Origin of the sequence: Halogeometricum sp. S1BR25-6, from assembly GCF_031624495.1 — an archaeon.
GTDB classification, from domain to species: Archaea; Halobacteriota; Halobacteria; order Halobacteriales; family Haloferacaceae; genus Halogeometricum; species Halogeometricum salsisoli.
Genome location: NZ_JAMQOP010000001.1, coordinates 1,385,230 through 1,404,296 on the forward strand (window position 1 = coordinate 1,385,230; position 19,067 = coordinate 1,404,296).

At 66.9% G+C, this 19,067-nt stretch carries 16 protein-coding genes; 11 read left to right on the forward strand and 5 right to left on the reverse strand.

Features of this window, described 5'->3' with window-relative positions; all coding sequences use genetic code 11:
• Window positions 1-75 precede the first annotated feature (75 nt).
• From NDI76_RS07270 to NDI76_RS07300, 7 genes are all read left to right on the forward strand, one after another.
• Window positions 76-1,473, forward strand: coding sequence for a FlaD/FlaE family flagellar protein (locus tag NDI76_RS07270; protein ID WP_310923336.1), 1,398 nt, complete (start codon window positions 76-78; stop codon window positions 1,471-1,473).
• Window positions 1,457-1,912, forward strand: coding sequence for an archaellum stator protein ArlF (arlF, locus tag NDI76_RS07275; RefSeq protein ID WP_310923337.1), 456 nt, complete (start codon window positions 1,457-1,459; stop codon window positions 1,910-1,912). Before NDI76_RS07270 ends, arlF begins: the two co-directional genes overlap by 17 nt.
• Complete coding sequence (gene arlG, locus NDI76_RS07280) at window positions 1,913-2,362, forward strand: archaellum stator protein ArlG (protein ID WP_310923338.1); 450 nt, start codon at window positions 1,913-1,915, stop codon at window positions 2,360-2,362.
• Entirely contained in the window at window positions 2,363-3,112 is a 750-nt protein-coding gene (gene arlH / locus NDI76_RS07285; RefSeq protein WP_310923339.1) for an archaellum protein ArlH, read from the forward strand. It begins immediately after the preceding gene.
• Window positions 3,112-4,779: a type II/IV secretion system ATPase subunit gene (locus NDI76_RS07290; protein WP_310923340.1), complete on the forward strand. Its 1,668-nt coding sequence runs from the start codon at window positions 3,112-3,114 to the stop codon at window positions 4,777-4,779. Before arlH ends, NDI76_RS07290 begins: the two co-directional genes overlap by 1 nt.
• A 98-nt stretch (window positions 4,780-4,877) precedes the next feature.
• On the forward strand, window positions 4,878-6,539 hold the full coding sequence (flaJ, locus tag NDI76_RS07295; RefSeq protein WP_310923883.1) for an archaellar assembly protein FlaJ: 1,662 nt from the start codon (window positions 4,878-4,880) through the stop codon (window positions 6,537-6,539).
• Window positions 6,536-7,639 carry a CheF family chemotaxis protein gene (locus tag NDI76_RS07300; RefSeq protein WP_310923341.1) on the forward strand — a complete coding sequence of 368 codons (1,104 nt, stop codon included), beginning with the start codon at window positions 6,536-6,538 and terminating at the stop codon, window positions 7,637-7,639. The genes flaJ and NDI76_RS07300 overlap by 4 nt, the downstream gene beginning before the upstream one ends.
• Before the next feature lie 449 nt (window positions 7,640-8,088).
• On the opposite strand, the gene NDI76_RS07305 is transcribed toward NDI76_RS07300, so the two are convergent.
• From NDI76_RS07305 to cheB, 4 genes are read right to left on the reverse strand one after another with little or no spacing between them, the layout of a single operon-like run.
• Window positions 8,089-8,973: a CheF family chemotaxis protein gene (locus NDI76_RS07305; protein WP_310923342.1), complete on the reverse strand. Its 885-nt coding sequence runs from the start codon at window positions 8,971-8,973 to the stop codon at window positions 8,089-8,091.
• A gap of 8 nt (window positions 8,974-8,981) precedes the next feature.
• Window positions 8,982-9,818 (reverse strand): CheR family methyltransferase, encoded by an 837-nt coding sequence (locus NDI76_RS07310; RefSeq protein ID WP_310923343.1) that lies wholly within the window; start codon window positions 9,816-9,818, stop codon window positions 8,982-8,984.
• Window positions 9,818-12,361 carry a chemotaxis protein CheA gene (locus NDI76_RS07315; RefSeq protein WP_310923344.1) on the reverse strand — a complete coding sequence of 848 codons (2,544 nt, stop codon included), beginning with the start codon at window positions 12,359-12,361 and terminating at the stop codon, window positions 9,818-9,820. The genes NDI76_RS07310 and NDI76_RS07315 overlap by 1 nt, the downstream gene beginning before the upstream one ends.
• 2 nt (window positions 12,362-12,363) lie before the next feature.
• Window positions 12,364-13,488 (reverse strand): chemotaxis-specific protein-glutamate methyltransferase CheB, encoded by a 1,125-nt coding sequence (cheB, locus tag NDI76_RS07320; RefSeq protein ID WP_310923884.1) that lies wholly within the window; start codon window positions 13,486-13,488, stop codon window positions 12,364-12,366.
• Window positions 13,489-13,815: 327 nt separating this feature from the next.
• Here cheB and NDI76_RS07325 point away from each other — a divergent pair, with 327 nt between their 5' ends.
• Entirely contained in the window at window positions 13,816-14,292 is a 477-nt protein-coding gene (locus tag NDI76_RS07325; protein WP_310923345.1) for a chemotaxis protein CheW, read from the forward strand.
• 47 nt (window positions 14,293-14,339) lie between these two features.
• Here the strand turns inward: NDI76_RS07325 and NDI76_RS07330 are convergent, their stop codons facing one another.
• Window positions 14,340-15,683 (reverse strand): MFS transporter, encoded by a 1,344-nt coding sequence (locus tag NDI76_RS07330; RefSeq protein ID WP_310923346.1) that lies wholly within the window; start codon window positions 15,681-15,683, stop codon window positions 14,340-14,342.
• Between the two features lie 121 nt (window positions 15,684-15,804).
• Between NDI76_RS07330 and NDI76_RS07335 the strand changes: the two genes are divergently transcribed.
• From NDI76_RS07335 to NDI76_RS07345, 3 genes are all read left to right on the forward strand, one after another.
• Complete coding sequence (locus NDI76_RS07335) at window positions 15,805-17,382, forward strand: uracil-xanthine permease family protein (protein ID WP_310923347.1); 1,578 nt, start codon at window positions 15,805-15,807, stop codon at window positions 17,380-17,382.
• A gap of 82 nt (window positions 17,383-17,464) precedes the next feature.
• Window positions 17,465-18,268, forward strand: coding sequence for an aldo/keto reductase (locus NDI76_RS07340; protein ID WP_310923348.1), 804 nt, complete (start codon window positions 17,465-17,467; stop codon window positions 18,266-18,268).
• Between the two features lie 7 nt (window positions 18,269-18,275).
• On the forward strand, window positions 18,276-19,064 hold the full coding sequence (locus NDI76_RS07345) for an aldo/keto reductase (RefSeq protein ID WP_310923349.1): 789 nt from the start codon (window positions 18,276-18,278) through the stop codon (window positions 19,062-19,064).
• Window positions 19,065-19,067 lie beyond the last annotated feature (3 nt).

The window sequence follows — 19,067 nt, forward strand, 5'->3', positions numbered from 1 at the left end:
GTGTGAGGGCCGTTCGTCGCCGTCGGACGGCCCGAGGGTCGAAACGGCTCGTCGCACGCAACGGAGGCGAGTCGGATGGGAATGACCGACTGGATACACGGGGAGGACGAGGAGACGCGTTCGGTTGAGGAGGGCACGGGCCTCGCCACCGACGGCCTCGGCTTCGACGAGGACCTCGAGGACTTCGGAGACGACTTCGGCGACTTCGGAGACGACTTGGCGGGGTTCGACGACGAGGACGAGGAGTACGACGAATTCAGCGGCGGCGGCGCCGTCGACTCGGAAGCCGTCGCCGACCTCGAAGACCGCGTCTCCGACCTCGAAAACGAGGTCAGCGCGACGTCCTCCGGGATGAACACCGTTCGCGAGGAGAACAAACAGATCGGCGAGACCGTCGAGGAACTCGACGACACCATCCGGAAACTGCTCGACATCTACGAGATGGTCACCCGCGGCATCAACCCGTTCGTCGACGACGCCCGCGAGATGGGCGGTCTGGAGGGCGGCGGCTCGTTCGGCCTGTTCGAGGCCGAAGAGGAGAAAGAAGAGCACCTCGACCCCGACGTCGCCAGCGCGGACGCCGAGAGCTTCTTCGACGAGGACTTCGGCGAACTCGGCGCCGACGAGGCGGCCGAGGAGGCCGAGTTGGCCGCCGAGGACGAACTCGCCGGGAACGAACGGGACGACCCCTCCGAGATACTCGGCGAGGAGGACCCCATGGTTGAGGACGACGCGGAATCCGCCGCCGGCGGATCGAGCTTCGACGACCTGAAAGCCGAGTACGAGGAGGACGACGGCTGGGACGAAGAAGCGGTCGACGACGAACCGCTCGACGCCGACGACCTGGCGGTCGGGGACGACGACGTTCCGACGACCGAGGAGATTCTCGGCGAAGAGAACGAGGACGAGACCGAAGACGAGGACGAGTCGGAAGCGGAGACGGTCGACGACATCGGGGAACCGGACGCAGAGTCCGACGCGGACGCCGGGCCGTTCGAGTTCGCCGAGACCGACTCCGAACCGGCGGCCGAGGACGCCGAGGCGACCGCCGCGCCGGCCGACCGGTCGGCGGGCGACGCGAGCGAGGACGCCGCCGCGGATACGGATGCCGATGCGGCCGCAGACACGGACGCGGATGTCTACCTCGCGACCCTCCCGGCGAGTTACGTCGCCGAGTCGGTGGCGCTGGAGTGGACGCAGTTTCTCGTCTCCGTCGGCGGCGCCATCGGCGCCGCCCGCGCGCTCCGCCAGTACCGCGAACAGGAGTGGATCTCCCGTCCCGTCGAACGGCAGATGAACGCGCACGTCCGCAACGCCGCCTCGGCGACGACGGCGGAGGAACCGCAGGACCTGCGCGTCGAACACCACAAAGAGAGCCTCACGTACGTCAGTCGCCTCGCCGGCGACGTCGCCGAGGCGCGTCTGCTCGAGGCGCTGTCGCACCGAGGAGGGACCCGTGGGCTTCGGCGTTAGCGGTTCGGCCGCCATCATCTTCCTCGGCGTGCTCGTCTGCACCGGGACGCTGTACACCGCTGCGGCGGGGAGTGCAGAGCAACTCACCGACGCGAAGCACGCGGACGGCGAGCGGTTGCTCGAACAGCGGAACACGGATATCGACATCACCGACGCCACCTACGCGGGCAACGAGTCCGACGGCTACACGGTGAATCTCCGGATAGAGAACACCGGCGCGACGACGCTCTCGGTGAACGAATCGTCGGTGCTCCTGAACAACGAGTACGTCGAGCCGACCGGATTCGACGTCGAAGCGGTCGACGGCGACGACGGAACCGACGTCTGGGCGCCCGGACAGACGCTCGAACTCCAGTTCCTGAGCGACGAGCAGCCGACCGACGTCAAGGTCGTCACCGGGTACGGCGTCAGCGACACCAACGCGACGGTGGTGGGCTGAATGGCCGACGTCTCCGCGCCGACGCTCATCCTGTTCATCGCCAGTCTCGTCATCGCCGCGGGCGTCTCGGGCGTCCTCATCAACACGGTGACCGACATCAGCAGCGCTCTCGACGACAGGGGAGCGGACGTGTCGAACAACATCCGCACCGACGTGGAGATACTCAGCGCACCCGAACCGAACGTCTACGACGCGACCAACGGGACGCTCACGCTGTACGTGAAAAACACCGGGACCCGGTCGCTCCCGGCGACGGGCCAGACGTTCGACGTCATCGTCGACGCGCGGTACCGAACGAACGTCACCGTCACCGTCGCGGACGGCGAGTCGGCGTGGGGGCCGCACGGGGTGGTCGAAGTCGTCGTCGGCGACCTGAATCTCGACGCCGGCGACCACCGCGCGACGTTCGTCGTCGACGGCGACGAAGAGACGTTCCACTTCAACACATAAATGAAATCGAATCAATTCTCACTCGGATTGCAACAGCACGACCGCCTCCAGAAGGAACTCGGTGGGGGAATTCCCCGCGGCGCCATCGTCCTCATCGAGGGCGACTACGGCGCCGGAAAGAGCGTCCTCTCCCAGCGGTTCACCTACGGCTTCAGTCAGGAGGACATCGTCACCTCGCTCATCTCCACGGAGTTGGGCGTCCGCGGGTTCCTCGACCAGATGAACTCGCTGTCGTACGACATGGTCAAACCGCTGCTCGACGAGGAGGTGCTGTTCATCCCCGCCGAGATAGACGCCTCCGGCGCCCTCACCGGCGGCGCGGCCTCCGAGCGCAAACAGCTCCTCCGGCGGCTGATGGAGGCGGAGACGCTCTGGGAGGCGGACGTGACCATCATCGACACGTTCGACGCCATCCTGCGCAACGACCCGCAGTTCGAGGCGCTCGTCCGCCAGAACGAGGAGCGACAGGCCGCCCTGGAGATCATCTCCTTTTTCCGCGAACTGACGACGAAGAACAAGACCATCATCCTCACCGTCGACCCCTCGACGGTCGACGAGGACGCCATCGGTCCGTTCCGCTCCATCGCCGACGTCTACCTCAAGTTGGAGATGGTCGAGGTGGGTAACGACGTGCGGCGGAACGTCTTCGTCAAGCGGTTCGCGGGGATGGGCGAACAGGTCGGCGACCGCATCGGCTTCTCGGTCCGGTCCGGAATCGGCATCGTCATCGAGTCGAGGAGCGTGGCCTGATGGCGACCGAACACGGCTCCGCGAAGCTCTCGGACGACCTGAAACAGCACGCGATGCGGTGGGGCCACCTGCGCGAGCACCTCAAGCGGTTCCGGCAGATTACGGGCGAGTTCCCGATGCTGGTCGAGGAGGCCTCCGGCGAGTACGAGTCCCGCCGGCCGAACGTCATCTACCACCTCGGCGGCCCCATCTACGCGCAGGTGTACGGCAACTTCGGGGAGACGACGAAGTACTACGCCATCGAACCCGAACTCGACGAGGCCGAGCGGGAGATATTCGACCGGGTGAAGGACAAACTGCTCGAACGCTCCGTCTCCAAACCCGCCCCCGAGGCCGACGTGGAGTACGAGGACCGCATCCAGGAACTGCTGGAGGAAATCGTCATGCTGGAGGGCGCTCAGAAGGGGCGGGTCCACGAACTCATCCAGCGGTTGGACATCGGTCCGCTCCAGGTGTCCGAGGAGACGTACGAGAAGATACAGTACCGCCTCGTGCGCGACATCGTCGGTCTCGGACCGCTCGAACCCATCATGCGCGACCCGGCGAACGAGGACATTCACGTCATCGGGCCGAACCAAGTCGACGTCGACCACGGCGTCTACGGTCTCCTGGAGACGACCGTCGAGTTCGACTCGAAGGCGCAGTTCGACAACTGGCTCCGGAACATGGGCGAACGCATCGGCGACCCCGTCTCCGACGCCCACCCCATCGTCGACTCGACGCTCCCGGACGGCTCTCGTATCAACATCATCTACTCCGACGACGTGTCGCTGAAAGGGTCGAGCCTCACCATCCGTCAGGGCGACGACGTTCCCCTCTCGGTGTTCCAGATCGCCAAGTGGGGGACGCTCTCGCCGGACCTGTGTGCGTACCTCTGGATGGCGCTGGAGAACGAGCGGACCATCTTCGTCGTCGGCGAGACGGCGTCCGGGAAGACGACGACGCTGAACGCCATCCTCTCCTTTATTCCGCAGGACTCGAAGATTTATACCGCAGAAGACACCGCGGAGGTGCTCCCGCCGCACGACACGTGGCAGCAGCTCCTCACGCGCGAGGGGCGCGGCGCCGACTCCGAGGTGGATATGTTCGACCTCGTCGCGGCCGCCCTGCGTTCCCGCCCCGACTACATCATCGTGGGGGAGGTGCGCGGGGAGGAAGGGCGCATGGCGTTCCAGGCGGCCCAGACGGGTCATCCCGTGATGCTGACGTTCCACGCGAGCGACATCGTCTCGATGATCCAGCGGTTCACCGGCGACCCCATCAACGTCCCCGAGACGTTCATGTCGAACTGTGACATCGCGCTGTTTCAAAACCGGGTCAAGCGCGGTAACGACACGCTCCGGCGCGTGACGAGCGTTCAGGAGATAGAGGGCTACTCGAAGGAGATGGGCGGCGTCGTCACCCGCGAGGCGTTCTACTGGGACCCCGTCGAGGACGAGATCGTCTTTCAGGGCCGCAACAACTCCTTCATCATGGAGGAGAAGATCGCGACGCTCCTCGGCTACGACGACACGCGGAAGATATACGACGACATCGAGTACCGCGCCGAAATCGTCCGCCGGGCCATCCAGGAGAACATCACCGGCTACCACGAGGTGAACGAACTCATCGAGTCGTTCCAGCGCGACGGCGCTGAGGGACTCCCGTTCGACATGGCGAGGATCTAACGGTGGCCGAGGCGAGCACCGGCACTGAGGACGGATTCGGCGCGCAGACCCGACAGGTCCGCGCGTTCTTCGACTCCGTCTTAGAGTCCTACGAACGGATGCCGATGCCGATTCGACGGTACGCGCTGACGGTGCTCGCACCCGCGGGCGTCTTTTTTTTGGTCAGCCTCGCCGGCGCCGTCGCGCTTCCATTTCCGGTGCTCGTCCGCATTCCCATCTTCCTCCTCGGCGTGCTCATCGTCGCCGGCGCGGTGTTGTACCCCCGACTGCTCGTCGAGGAGCAGCGCCGCGGTCTGGAGAACCAACTGCACCTGCTCATCACGCACATGACCGTGCTCTCGACGACGAACATCGACCGCGTCTCGGTGTTCCGCCAGTTGGGGAGAGAAGAGGAGTACGGCGAACTCGCCATCGAGATGCGCCGCATCACCCAACTCGTCGACACGTGGAACCAGTCGCTCGACGACGCCTGCGAACGCCGCGCCCGGCAGGTACCGTCGAAACCGCTCGCCGACTTTCTCGACAGATTGGCGTACTCGCTCAGCGCGGGCCAAGATATCGACGACTTCCTGCTCGGCGAGCAGAACGCGATGGTCCAGAAGTACATCACCGTCTACGAGAGCGCCTTAGGCAACCTCGAAGTGATGAAGGACCTCTACCTCTCGATGATTCTGTCGATGACGTTCGCCGTCATCAACGCTATCGTCCTCCCCATCCTGACGGGGACGGACGCGACGATGACCATCGGCGCCGTCATCGTCCTGTTCGTCTTCGTCCAACTCGGCTTCTACTACGTCATCAAGACGATGTCGCCGCACGACCCCCTGTGGTACGTCCAGGGCGAGTACCGGACGAAAGCCGACCGGCAGATAGACATCGCGCTGTACGGCGCCGTCGCCCTGTCGTTCGTCCTCGTCTGCGTCCTCGCCCTCGGGACGGTCGGCGTCGGCTCCCTCGGTCGGACGGTACACGGTGTCATGCTGGACACGCCCGTCCCCCTGCTCATCGCCGCGCCGCTGACCCCCCTCGCCATCCCGGGCATCATCGCCCGCCGACACGAGAACCGAATCAAAGAGCGCGACGAGGAGTACCCCGGGTTCATCCGCGCGCTGGGCGCCTCCGAGAGCGCGAAGCAGAGCACGACGACGGCCGTGCTGAAGACGCTCCGCACGAAGGATTTCGGCGTCCTCTCGCGGGAGATAGACCGGCTGTACGTCCGGCTCAACATGCGCATCGGCCCGACCCGGTCGTGGTTCTACTTCACCGCCGAGTCCAGTTCCTACCTCATCCAGAAGTTCAGCGAGATGTACAACATCGGCCGGCAGATGGGCGGGCGACCGAAACAACTCGGCGAACTCATCTCACGGAACATGAACGAGATCATCAAACTCCGTCGCCAGCGCGAACAGGCCACGGTCACGCTCATCGGCGTTCTCTACGGCATCACCGCCTCCGCGTCGTTCGCGTTCTTCATCGGCTTGGAAGTCGTCGAGATCCTCGCCTCCTTCTCGACGCAGATGAACCTCGACCAACTGGAGTTCGGGCAACTCATCTACGCCGGGGTGTACGACATCCCGTTCATCGAGTTCCTGCTGGCGCTCATCATCCTGTTCAACGCGCTGCTGTCGTCGTTGATGATCCGGATGGTCGACGGTGGGCACAAGGCGAACGCCTACCTCCACTTCGTGGTGCTCGTGTGGATCGGCTGTGCGAGCGCCGTGATGACCTCCTCGCTCGCGGGAGCACTGATAAGCGTATGACCGACGAACCCCACGCACAGACTGACGCATCGACGCTCGAACCGCCGGGCCGCGGTCGTGACCCCCGCAAGCGCGAACTCCGGACCGACGGGGGGACGGCCTCCCCCGGCAACGACGACCTGCTCGAAGCCTACCGTCAGCGGAAAGAAGAACCCGCAGAGGACGGAGAGACGGCGGAGACGCGGAAGCGGAGGGAACTCCGCCGCTCGAAGAACGGCGAGTCCATCGTCGTCGACTTCGTCGCGAACTTCGTCGCCGGCGGCGACGCCACCTTCGAACCGGTGAAGGGGCGCGTCCTGATGAGCGAGCGCCGACTCATCCTCGCCACCTCGCGGTCGAAGACGGTCGTCCCCATCACCGCCATCTTCGACATCGCGGTCGGGCAGGTGCCGCCGGAGGTCGAGGAGTTCTTCGACTACACCGTCATGGTCGGCTACATCGTCGGCAACCGCCGGCGGACGACGGTCATCGGCGGCGACCGCGAGACCATCGAGAAGTTCTCCCTCCTGCTGTTCCGCGCAACGCTGAACGGGTCGACGACGCTCGTGAAACACCCCGCGAAGGTGGGCGGCCGCGTGATGGACACGCCGAAGCGCAAGACCGGACTCCACCTCGACTACGAGTCGGTGGTGTTCCCCGGCAACGACGTGTTCAGCGAGGGCGACGACCCGTTCGAAATCGACCTCGCCTCGGTCATCTTCTTCGAGGTCATCGAGCGGACGGTGGACGACGAGAAGCGACTCGTGCTCTCGGTGCAGCACTTCGAGAACAGCCAGACCGTCACCTCCGAGATATCGATGGGGTCGCGCCGGAAGATGAACATCCTCGGGCGCTACCTCCGACTCATCTACCACTGGATCAAAAGCGACGTTCGCGACGTGGAACTCGAAGAGGAGACGCTCGAAGTGCTCGTCGGCCTGTACTCTACCGGGTCCGACGTGGACCTCGCGTCGCTCTTGGAACTTGAGGCGGCGGAACTCGAACACCATCTCGGCGAACTGTTCGACGACAACCTCGTCACCGACGTGGAACTGCCGTGCGAACTGACGCCGCAGGGCCGGTTGGTGGTCAACGAGGAGATAGAGGGCGTCAACGTCTGAGCGCGCTCTGAGCGACTCGCGGTTCGTCGTGGCTCGTTCTGGTGGGTCGAATCCCGCCGTCCCCCCAGTGCACACCGTTCACGCGCTAGACAGCGCAGAAAGAAACGTTCCGAGGAGACTCAGACAGGCGGCACCGACTAACGTGAAGAGCACAATCCCCCGCCGACCGCTACGAGCAGCACCGGAACGCTGTGGTCTCCGGCAGCGAGCGAGCGTATCGCCGGGAACCCGATGGAAAGTCCGTTACCGCGAGGGCGCCGTCGTAGACGTACGGTCGTTCCACGGCAGTTGTGCCACTCTATGAATGCTAATAACTGAGCACCCGCGTACACTCTCGATTCGCCCGGTATTCGGTAGCACGTTCCAGAGGAGTCGATGTCACTCTCGTCGTAGAGCGGCGCTCGGAGCATCGAAAAATCGGTCTCGCACCGCCGCCCGCGCCTGCACGTTCACATGTTCGCGGCTTGGTCGTCGATGGCGTCCGCGGCGATGGAGCGTCCGCGCGCGTTCAACTCCACCTCGTGGCGGACCCGTACCTCGTCGAGGACGTTGTGGTCGATGAGGCGCGTGAACAGTTCCTCAACGTCGTCGACGTCGATGCCGAGGAACGCCGGGATGTCGAACGGGGAAACGCCGGAGTACAGCGCCATCAGCACCTGCTTGTCCTGCTTGGAGAGTTCCAGCGCCGTCTCCGATTGCTCCTCTCCGATGCGGAGCAGCGACTTCAGGATGGTCACCGGTCGCTCCGGCCCCGAGACGTACGTCTGCACGCTCGTCCCGTCGTCGTAGGAGTGTTCGACTTCGATGACCTCGCGGGTCTCCTCGCGGACCGTCCGCCGGCCCATCTCGATGTCGCCGATGTCGTCAAGTCTGACGTGGACGAACGACCCCTCCACGGTGGCGATGCTGACTCCCGCCTCCTCGACTTTCAGTCGCGCGCCGACCCACTCGGTGTTCTGCACGACGCCGCCCTCGACGGCCGGATGGCGGACGAGGAACTTCGTCGCGTTCAACAGCGTCCCGTACAGTTCCAGTTCGAACTCGTCGAAGTCCGTGGGGGCGACGAGCACCACGTCCTCGCCGTCGTTGTACTGGAGTGCGAGGTAGTTCGAGACGGTGGCGATGCGCTGGTTCACGTCGAACCGGCCGCCGATCTGTTCGATGGAGGAAAGCGCGAACGTCCGCTTCCCGGCGGTGCCCGCGAGGATGAGCCGCTGATTCGAGAGCAGGATGCGTCCGTTGGTCCAGTTGGCGTCGTTGAGACTCCGTCCGCCGCGCCGCACCTGCAGGAACCGGCCGTTCGTGTCCGCGACTTTCGTCTCGCCAGGCTTCATCTGTTATCTCACGGAGTCGGGGACCCCGTCGCGTTCCGGTAGATTCGGAGTCGCTTTTCTACGGGCTCGAACCAGTCGCGGCACGACGGCGGCACTGTCTCGGTCATCCCGATGGTGAGATAGCCGTCCGGGCTGAGCGCCGACCCGAGCGTGTCGAATATCGCCTGTTTCGCCTCGCTGTTGATGTAGATGAACAGGTTCCGGCACACCACGAGGTCGAACGTGTCCGGCGGCCGCTCCTGTACGAGGTCGTGTCGCCTGAACGAGACGATGGACTTCACGTCCTCGCTCACGCGGTAGACGTCGCCGTCGCGTTCGACGTAGCGGTCGTTTCCGGAGAGCGGTTCCAGTTGCGCCGCGACGTCGTTCGTCTCGGAGGCGTGGTACTCGCCCGCCCGCGCGGCGTCGAGTATCTCGGGTTTGATGTCGGTGCCGAGTATCGACACGCGGTTCGGGTCGATTCGGTCGTCGTCGTGCGCCAGCATCGAAAGCGAGTACGCCTCGCGACCGTCCGAGCAGGCCGCACTCCAGACGCGGACCCGCCCGCTCCCATTGCCGGCGAGTTCCGCGAGCACCTCGCGGAGCGCCTCCCACACCTCCGGGTTCCGGAAGAAGCTGGTGACGTTGACGCTCAGCGAGTTCAACAGCGCCCGCTGCTCCTCGGAGTCGTCCACCAGCAGCGAGCGGTAGGCGTCGTACCCGTCGACGCCGCGGCGTCGCATCCGCGCGGAGATTCGCCGGTCGAGGTAGGCGTCGTTGTACGAACTCGTCGCGAACGACAGCGACTCCTCAATGTGGCCGAGCAGCCGTCGGAACCCGTCGTCGGAGACTTCCGTGCGCGACATCAGTCGGCCGCCTCCTCGACTTCGGCGGGACCGTCGGCGTCCGGGTCCGCGTCGGCGGACTCCTCGCCTCCGCCGCCCGACGGCGGCGTCCACTCGCGCAGCGCCTCCCGTCCGCCGGCCGGCAGTTCGAGCGTGCTCACGTCGAGGATGGGGATGACGTTCCCGTCGCCGATGACGGCCGTCCCGGAGAGCCCCTGCGTGCCGCCGAGCGGCCCCTGAAGCGGCGTGACGACGACCTCCTCCTGTCGGGTGACGTGGTCGCAGTGCAGCGCCACCTGTCTATCCGACGGACGGATGCGGACGATCATCCCGCCGTCACCCTCCTCGATGTCGATGTCGAGGGCGTCGCGCAGACGGATGAGCGGGAACAGCGACTCCTCGTGGACGACGACCTCCGCGCCGTTGACCGTCTGGACCCGCTGTCGCCGCGAAATCTCGTCGATGTACTTGATGGGGACGCCGAACTCGCGGTCGCCGACGCGGACGAACAGCACCTTGATGATGGCGACGGAGACGGGCAGGCGGATGGTGAACGTCGACCCCTCGCCGGGCGTGCTGGTGACGTTCGCGGAGCCGTCGAGCGCCTCCACGGTGGTCTTCACCACGTCCATGCCGACGCCGCGGCCGCTGACGTCGGTAATCTCCTCGTTCGTCGAGAAACCGGGGTGGAAGACGTAATCGTACACCTCCTCGTCGGGCATCGCGTTCAGTTCCTCGCGGGTGGCGAGACCGTTCGAGACGGCCTTCTCGCGCACGGCGTCGGCGTCGATGCCGCTCCCGTCGTCGGAGGCGGTGATGACGACCGTGTCGTGCTCGCGGTGCGCGCTGAGTTCGACCGTCCCGGTGCGCGGCTTGCCGTTCGCCTCGCGCTCGTCCGGCAGTTCGATGCCGTGGTCCACGGCGTTTCGCAGGACGTGCATCAGCGGGTCGGAAATCTCGTCGAGGATGGTTCGGTCGAGTTCGATGTCCTCGCCCTCGACGGCGAACCGGACGCGCTTGTCCTGGTCGCGCGCCAGGTCGCGAACCAAGCGCGGGAACTTGTCGAACACCTTCTTCAGCGGGATGAGCCGCATGTCCATCACCGTGTTCTGGAGGTTCGTGGATATCTTGTCCAACTCGTCGAGCGTGTCGAGGCCGCTCGTCAGGTCTGCCTCGCCCTCCATCGCCTGCCGGAGTTTGATGCGGCTGGTGACCAGTTGCTCGACCAGTTCGTGCAGTTCGTCGAGTTGGTCGACGTCGACGCGGACGGACTTGACCGCGGAGATGGACTGTCCGCTCTCCCGCTTCTGCCGTTTCTCCCGGCTCTGCTCGCGTTCCGTCTTCGGACCGTCGTCCGCGCCGTCGTCGGCCGACGGGTCGGCGCTCTTGGCACCCTCGTCTGCACCGCTCTCGACGGTGTCGGAATCCGACGAGGCGCCGTCCGGCGCCGCGTCGCCGGACGGTTCGGTGCCCACGGACTGGAGTTCGACGTTCGACTCGCCGACGTGGTCGTCGTCGTCCCCGCCGTCGAGCGATTCGGCCTCGGTTTCGGACCCGGCGCCGGAGTAGGCGGCCTCGACGGCCGCGACGGCCTCCGCCGCCTCGGCGGGGTCGACGTCCGCCGCGGTCGGGACGTCGCCCTCGGCGCCGTCCGTTTCGATGCTCGATTCGGCGTCCGGTTCGGACGTCTCCGCGGGCGCGACGGCCTCGGGTTCGACGTCGACCGCGGCTTCCGATTCCGCGGCCGGTTCCGCGTCGACGGCCGTGTCCGCACCTGCGTTCGCGTTCGCGGGGACCGGCTCCGGGTCGTCGTCCGCGAGAACGGCCGAGACGTCGGTCAGTTCGACGCGTTCGACCTTCCAGAGACCGGCGAGCGTCGGGCCGAGTTCCGCCTCGGGAACGTTCGCGACGAACAGCGCGAAGCCGTCGTCGAACTCGCCGTCCTCGATGCTGTCGATGTCGGGGACCGACCCGACGACGTCGACGCCGTCGGGCACGCCGCCGAGGAACAGACCGGCGTCGACGCCCTTCATCTCCCCGGCGTTCAGTTCGATGGCGGCGTGATACAGCAGTTCGGCGTCCGCCAACGCTTCGCTCTCGAAGTCGAGCGTCTCGGCCGCGAGGGCGAACGCGTCGTCTTCGGGTTCGGCGTCGTCGGCCGCCGCCGACTCCTCGACCGGGGCGTCCTCCGCCCGCGCGGCGGCGCGAATCTCCTCGACGAGGGCCGTCGGGTCGCTCTGCGACTCGCCGTTCGCCTCGATGTCGCGGAGTATCTCCAGAATCTCGTCCATCCCGTCGAAGACGAGGTCCATGCGGTCCGGCGTCACGTCGAGTCGGCCGTGCCGTATCTCGTCCAAGAGGTCCTCGACGGCGTGCGCCACCGTGGCGGCGTTGTCGAAGCCCATCGCGCCGAAGTTCCCCTTCAGCGTGTGCGCCTGCCGGAAGATGTCGTCGATGGCCTCGGTGGCCTCGGGGTTCGACTCCAACTCCAGGAGCGAGTTGTTCAGTTGCGTGATGCTCTCCTCGGACTCCGTGATGAATGCTTGATACAGTTCGTCGTCCATCGTCACTTCTCCTCCGCCAGTCCCGCCAGAATGTGCGAGGCGATGTCGTCGGCGGGGGCGACGGCGTCGACGCACCCCGTTTCGATTGCCCGCTTCGGCATGCCGAAGATAGCCGACGTTCCTTCGTCCTGTGCGACCGTGTGCCCGCCCGCGGCGTGGATGCGACCCATACCGTCGACCCCGTCGCGTCCCATCCCGGTGAGAAGCGTCCCCACGAGGGGCCCCTCGACCGCTTCGACGGCCGAGGCCATCGTCAGGTCGATGGCGGGCTTGACGCCGTGGACCGGTTTCGTGTCCGTGAGTGTCAGCGAGAGTCGCCCCGCGCGGTCGCGGTCGACCACGAGGTGCGACCCGCCGGGGGCGACGCGCGCCTCGCCGACGCCGATTCGCTCGCCGTCCGTCGCCTCGGCGACGCGGTACGCCGACCGCGCGTCGAGTCGGTCCGCGAAGCGCCTCGTGAACCCCGCGGGCATGTGCTGGACGACCACGATTCTCAGGTTCGCGGTCGTCGGCAGGTCCGCGAGGACCCGTTCGACCACGTTCGGCCCGCCGGTCGAGGCGCCGAGTATCAGCGTCGACACCTCGGGGTACGGCGAGTCCGATGCCGCCGGTCGGCGCGACGACGGCGCGCGCTCCGCCCGGTCGGCGCTCTCGCTCTGACTCCGACTTCGATTTCGATTTCGATTTCGACTCCGCCGACCGGCCCGCGCGCCGTCCCGCGAGGGCGCCTTCCGTCGACCGAGCGCCTCCGTCCGCCGCGTCGCCGAGAGATCCACCGCCGCCGCCGAACGGACCTTCTCGACGAGTTCGCGCTTCACGCGCGGCATCGAGGAGGTGACCTCGCCGCCGGGTTTCGTCACGAAGTCGACGGCGCCCACGTCGAGGGCCTCGAACGTCACGTCGGCGTCGTCCTCGGCGTGCGCCGAGAGCATCAACACCGGCGTCGGGCACGACGCCATGATGGCCTCGACGGCCTCGATGCCGTTCATCTCGGGCATCTCGATGTCCATCGTTACCACGTCGGGGCGGTGTTCGGCGACGACGTCGACCGCTGCGGCCCCGTTCTCCGCCTCGGCGACGACGTCGATCCCCCCGTCTTCGAGGAGCGTGCGGATGAGCGTCCGCATGAACCGCGAGTCGTCGACGACGACGGCGCGCGTCGCGTTCCCCCCTGCGTTCGACTCAGATGCGGCGCTCACCGCGACCCGCACCCCTGTTCTCTGCGCGCGCGTTCGGCGCGCGGGGAACGACACCGCGACTCGGCGGGCGGCGCGCGACCGGTCGGTGACGTTCCGTTTTTCTGACCGCTCATCTCTACCCGTTCTTCCGGAGTAGGGGTCTTAAACGCTCCCCGACGATACTCACGTCTGATAATCGGGTACGTAGCTTTATGCCCGATTTGGCGCGAGATTCTGGTAAGCCGGTGACGCTCGCGCGTCACGGGGAACTACACCATGTCGCAGGAACCACAGACCGCTGCCGTGCCCGACGCTGACGAGGCCGAAGACGTTCGAGAGATACAGGTGCTCGAGTTCAAACTCGGCGGAGAGACCTACTGCGTCGACATCGAGTACGTCTCCGAAATCGTCGATAGAGGCTCTCTGACCGCCGTCCCGAACGCACCCGCCTACGTCGACGGCGTGATGGACCTCCGCGGTCGCACCACGTCCATCGTCAACCCGAAGGCCCTCCTGAACCTCGATACGAGCGAAGGAGAGTCCAAACGAATCGTCATCTTCGACTCGAGCAAGTTCGAGGACGACGCCGCAGTCGGGTGGTTGGTCGACGAGGTGTACCAGGTCGTCCGCGTCGCGATGGACGATATAGAGGAACCCCCCTTGGAGAAAGACGACTCCATCGAGGGCGTCATCAAGCGCGACGGCGAACTCGTCATCTGGATTTCACCGGTCGACGCCGTCGCGGCGCACTGAGCGCGCGACGACCCTCCGTTTTCATCTGCGCGCCGAGCGGCCGCACCTCAGAGTCCGCCGCGTCTCGTCCCGCCCCCGGACCGACGACCGCGGACGACGGCGCCCGCGGCCGCGAGGATGCAGCAGGCCGCGAACACGAACGCGACCCCGTAGCCGAAGCCGCCGGCGACGGCGCCGCCGAGCGCGCTTCCGATGCCGCCGCCGAGGCTCCCGAGCGCCGTGTACGCACCCAGCGCTTCGCTCCGAACCGGTTCCGGCGCGAGGTCGGCGACGATGTCGGTCGCCGTCACGGCGATGAACGCCCACGCGAGTCCGATGACGGCGAACAGGACGCCGACGGCGAGCAGTCCGCCCGGCGGTGCGAGGGCGCCCCCGACGAGGGCGACGAGGGGGAAGACGACGACCCGCGAGAGCAGCGCACCGGTCTGGAGTCGGAAGCGGTCGAACCGGGCCGCGAGCGACCCGACGGGCGCGTACGCGGCGGCCGAGGCGGCCGCGGACACGACGTTCAGCGCGAACACGTGGTCGGTGGTGTAGCCGACGTCCGTCAGGAACGCCGGCAGCGGCGCGAAGAAGACGGCGAATCCCCCGAAGAACAGCGTCGCCGCCGCGAGATAGCGCATCAGTTCCCCCGAGAACCGCTCGGTCAGGGGTTCGGGTCTTCGCCGCGTCCGCCGGAGCGAGCGGAGCGCCCAGTACACCCGGCCGGGGCCGAACGGGACGGCCCGCGTGGACCGACTGCCGCCGAGGCCGTCGTGTCGGACGCGGCGGAGCAATCGGACGTACCGGCGCTCCGTCAGCCGCGGTCGCTCGGGGTAGCGGATGTACACCGCGGCGAATCCGAACAGGGCGACGACGCCCGCGGCGAGGAAGAACAGGCGTTTGGCCGCGAGGGGGGCGATTCCGAACGCCGACCCCGCGAGCGCGGACCACAGCGCGCCGGCGACGAGGCCCGCCAGCCAGCCGTACCCCTGGTACTGGTTCAACTTCCCGAACCGAACCGACCACTCGTGCGGTTGGTAGCCGTCGACGACGACGAGATTCAACACCGGCGCGGCGGCAGCGACGACGAACCAGAGGACGGCGTTGGCGACGAGCACCGTCCACGGCGAGGAGAGCACCGGCGTCACGAGGAGGACGGCCCCGGTCAGGCCGAGGGCGACGAGGATGAACGGTCGCCGTCGGTGGGTCCGCGAGACCGCCCAGCCCCAGAGAATCGCGCCGGGGACGCCCGCGAACGCCGCGGTGGCGGCGATGAGACTGACGAGCAACGCTCCCGCCCCGAGGTCGATGGCGTATAGCGGAACCAACACCGACGCCGCGCCGACCGAGGCGTACCCCATCCCCCATCCGTACAACCACGCGTCACTCGGTCGGCGCGTCTCACTCACGGAACACCGGACGGAATCGGGGGCCAAAGAGGTTACCGAATCGAAACGTCGGCCAGTGCAGAACGGCGGATATTTGTGCGTCCACGGGGGACAGAACGACGAACATGGACGGCGATTCCGCGTGAGTCGGGACGACGACTCCTTCGTGGCTTACGGCATCGAAGACAGACCACCGCTCGGCACTTCTCTCCTCCTCGGCGTCCAACACTATCTGACGATGGTCGGGGCGAACATCGCCGTTCCGCTCATCCTCGCGGGCGCCCTCGGAATGCCCGCCGAGATTATCCCGCGCTTCGTGGGGACCTTCTTCGTCATCTCCGGCGTCGCCACGCTGGCGCAGACGACGTTCGGCAACCGCTACCCCATCGTGCAGGGCGCGCCGTTCTCGATGCTGGCGCCCGCGCTGGCCGTCGTCGGCGTCGTGACGGCGAGCAACCCGACGGGACCGGCGTGGCAGGCCGCCCTCCTCCAGTTGCAAGGGGCGATACTCGTCGCCGCCCTCGTCGAAATCGTCGTCGGCTATCTCGGCCTCCTCGGGAAACTCCGCTCCTTTCTCTCGCCGGTCGTCATCGCGCCTACCATCGCCCTCATCGGCCTCTCGCTGTTCAACACCCCGCAGGTCACCGCGGCGGCCACGAACGTTCCCCTCCTCGCCCTGACGCTGCTTCTCATCGTCCTCTTCTCGCAGTATATCGACACCGCCCACCGCGTGTTCGGCCTGTTCCCCGTCCTCCTCGGCATCGTCGTCGCCTACGGCATCGCGGCGGTGCTCTCGGCCGCCGGCGTCTACGCGCCCGGTACCTCCGGCTACGTCGACTTCGGAGCGGTGCTCTCGGCGCCCGCGTTCGTCCCCATCTACCCCCTCCAGTGGGGCTTCGCGGGCGGACCGAACGCCGCGACCGTCGCCGTCCCCCTCCTCGGCGAGGTGGCGTTCGGAATTCCGCAGGTCACCTCGGCGTTCGTCGTCGGGATGCTCGCCGGCGTCGGTGCGTCGATGATAGAGAGCCTCGGCGATTACCACGCCGTCGCGCGCCTCTCCGGCGTCGGCGCCCCCTCCGAGAAGCGCATCAACCACGGCATCGGCATGGAGGGCCTCATGAACGTCTTCTCGGCGCTCATGGGCGGGTCCGGTTCGACCTCCTACTCGGAGAACATCGGCGCCATCGGCCTCACCGGCGTCGCCTCCCGCTACGTCGTCCAGATCGGCGCCGCCGTCATGCTGGTCGTCGGCTTCGTCGGCTACTTCGGACAACTCGTCGCCACCATCCCCGACCCGGTCGTCGGCGGTCTCTACATCGCCATGTTCGGGCAGATAATCGCCGTCGGCCTCTCGAACCTGAAGTACGTCGACCTCGACTCCTCGCGCAACATCTTCGTCGTCGGCGTCTCGCTGTTCGTCGGCCTCGCCGTTCCCACCTACATGGCGAACGTCGGGTCCGCGCAGGCGTTCCAGGAGGGGATGCGGGGCGTCGCCTACCTCGGACCGATACTCGGCGCGCAGGTCGTCTCGAATACCGTCTTCGTCATCGGGTCGACGGGGATGGCCGTCGGCGGCCTGTTCGCGTTCGTCCTCGACAACACCATCGAGGGGACTCGCGAGGAACGCGGTCTGAACGAGTGGGAGGCGTCCGCCGAGGCCGACGAGGAGTTCGCCTCCGCCTACGACCGCTTCGTTCGCGGCGGGACGAAGGGCGACTGAGCTCTCGTCGCCGACGACGCGGTCGTCCTCGCCGTTTTCCGCCTCGCACACGCCTTTTACCGACCCGTTCCTTTCATCGAACGTGACAGACCTCGACCTCCCCGCGATAGGGTACGGCACCTCCGGCGACGAGGAAGGAGACGAGTGGACCGACAACGTCGCCGCGGCGTTGGACGCCGGCTACCGCTTCGTCGACACGGCGCAGATGTACGACAACGAGGCGGAGGTCGGCGCGGGCGTCGCCGAGAGCGACGTCGACCGCGAGGATATCGTGCTGGCGACGAAGGTAGAGCCCGGACACCTCGCGCCCGAGGACGTGAAGTCGACGGCGAGAGAGAGCCTCGACCGCCTCGGCGTCGAGACGGTGGAGATGCTGTACGTTCACTGGCCGGCCGACGCCTACGACGCCGAGGAGACGCTTCCGGCGTTCGACGAACTCCGCGAAGAAGGCCTGACAGACCACGTCTGCCTCAGCAACTTCGAGCCGGACCTGCTCGACGAGGCGCGCGAGATTCTGGACGCCCCCGTCGCGGCCCACCAAGTGGAGTGCCACCCGCTCCTTCCCCAAGAAGAACTCCGCGCGTACGCCGACGAACACGACCACCACCTCATCGCCTACTCGCCGCTCGGTCGGGGGAAGATACTCGACCACCCCGTGCTCTCCGAAGTGGCCGAGAAGCACGACGTTTCGACCGCCGAGGTGTGCATCGCGTGGGCCGTCGAACACGGTATCGTCCCCATCCCGAAGTCCTCGGGCGACCACGTCGCCGACAACCTCGCGGCCGCCGAGATGGAACTGGACGAGGCGGACCTCGAAAAGATAGACGCAATCGAGGAGCGCCGACGCGTCATCGACCCCGACATGGGGCCGTGGAACCGGGAGTGACGGACCGATGACGACACTCGACCTCCCCGATGTCGGGTACGGCACCGGCGGCGCGACGAAGGAGGACGTGGTCCGTGCGCTCCGCGTCGGCTACCGCCACCTCGACACGGCGCAGATGTACGAGAACGAGGCGGACGTCGGCGAGGCGGTGGCGGAGAGCGACGTCGACCGCGACGATATCGTCTTGGCGACGAAGGTTCGTCCCGAGAACCTCGCGCCGGAGGACGTGAAACGGACGGCCAAGGAGAGTCTGGACCGACTCGGCGTCGAGAAAGTGGAGATGCTGTACGTCCACTGGCCGACCGCGGCGTACGACGCCGAGGAGACGCTTCCGGCGCTCGACGAACTCCGCGAGGAGGGCCTCGTCGACCACGTCTGTCTCAGCAACTTCACGCCCGCACTGTTGGACGAGACGCGCGAGGTTCTGGAGTCGCCCGTCGCCGCCCACCAAGTGGAGTGTCACCCGCTCTTCCCGCAGGAGGAACTCCGCGCGTACGCGGAGGAGCACGACCACCGCCTCGTTGCCTACGTCCCCCTCGCGCGTGGCGAGATTTTCGACCACCCCGTCGTCTCCGAGGTGGCAGAGCGACGCGGCGCGTCCGCGGCGCAGGTGTGTCTCGCGTGGGCCGTCGAGAAGGGGGTCGTCCCCATCCCGAAGGGGTCGGGCGACCACGCCGCGGACAACCTCGCGGCGACCGAGGTGGGACTGGACCGAGCGGACCTCGAGAAGCTAGACGGAATCGAGGAGCGGCGGCGCGTCGTCGACCCGGAGACGGCGCCGTGGAACCGGGCGTAGCCG